Below are 1,343 nucleotides of genomic sequence, written 5' to 3' on the forward strand. Positions count from 1 at the left end.
TTATGCAGTTTGATATCCATCTCGCTGCTCCTGGATGAATTGAGCAATGAGGTCACGCGCTGCCAACAGAGGGTAGCTCCTATGGCCTAATCTATCATCCGGCCTCTTACAAGTATCACGCGAAACAAAATGACCGCATCGGAAGAAAGCGCTTGGCTGAATTTATATACCAAATACCTCGACAGTTTCCAGCCTGATCTGGTTTTCTATTATGGAGGCCAAGTACTCGACTTACTAATCCCCTATGAAGCCAAGCTCCGAGGCATTCCATCGGCAGCCTATGTCGTCAATGAAAACTATAATGGTATTTCATGGTGCCGTGACAACGACCTCATTATCACGGACACATATGCGACTTCTGAATATTACAAAAAACAACACGGTTTCTCTCCCGCGCCGGTAGGGAAATTCATTCCCAGAGAATCCGTGGTGCCTGAATCCCATCAGCGGAAAAACCTTTTATTCATCAACCCATCAAGAAGTAAAGGCGCAGGTATCGTTGTTCAACTGGCTTGGCTACTGGAACAAAGTCGGCCGGACATTCAGTTTGAAATCGTAGAATCGCGCGGCGATTGGACTAAATTGGTCCAAGAAGTAACCCAAGAACTGGGGCACCCACGAGATTCCCTTTCAAACGTGACGGTGACACCTAACACCGATGATATGCGCCCCATATACGAAAGGGCTCGCATATTATTGGCCCCCAGCCTTTGGTGGGAAAGCGGGGCACGGGTACTAGCAGAAGCCATGTTGAACGGTATTCCCGCTATCGTAACTAACCATGGCGGCAGCCCCGAAATGATTCAGGATGGAGGCATCATTGTTGACCTACCGCCCGAATGCTTTAAAAAACCGTATGATCATGTGCCTTCTCATGATGAACTAGAGCCTATCACCAGCAGCATCATTACACTGTTTGATAATAAAGAATATTACAATGACTTAGCCAGCAAGGCGAAAAGTGTTGGCGAACGCCTTCACGACATGGACGTCAGTGTCAGTCGGCTTGCCAGCACCTTCGAGTCACTTCTTGCAAAGCGGTCCGGTGATAAAGATTTTTCCGAGCTAATGAAGCGGCAACATAAGCATGGGTTAAAGATAAACAGCAAGCCCAAGAAGCCTTTTTCTCCAGGCAATTTACATCAAACATCTTTCGAAATTGATAAAACCTCTTCAAGCCAAGAAGTTTCAGAAAATGCTCTTCTGCATCATGAACCGAAGAGCGACAAGACCGTTGGGAAAGAGGACAGCACTTCCAAACTTGGACAAGAAGTAGGCAAGGCAAAGAGCGCGGAGAGCTTTGATTGGCAGTTTAAAGGTAAGGTGGTAGTACTCGATAACCG

General features: G+C 47.0%; 1 protein-coding gene. It reads left to right on the forward strand.

Annotated features, from left to right (window positions below; genetic code table 11):
* Positions 1 to 129: 129 nt before the first annotated feature.
* The coding region (locus tag OP496_RS17770; protein ID WP_280565247.1) for a glycosyltransferase family 4 protein at positions 130 to 1,343 on the forward strand (1,214 nt) is incomplete at its 3' end.

Origin of the sequence: Chromohalobacter sp. 48-RD10 (assembly GCF_029889785.1) — a bacterium.
In the GTDB taxonomy this organism is placed as follows: domain Bacteria; phylum Pseudomonadota; class Gammaproteobacteria; order Pseudomonadales; family Halomonadaceae; genus Chromohalobacter.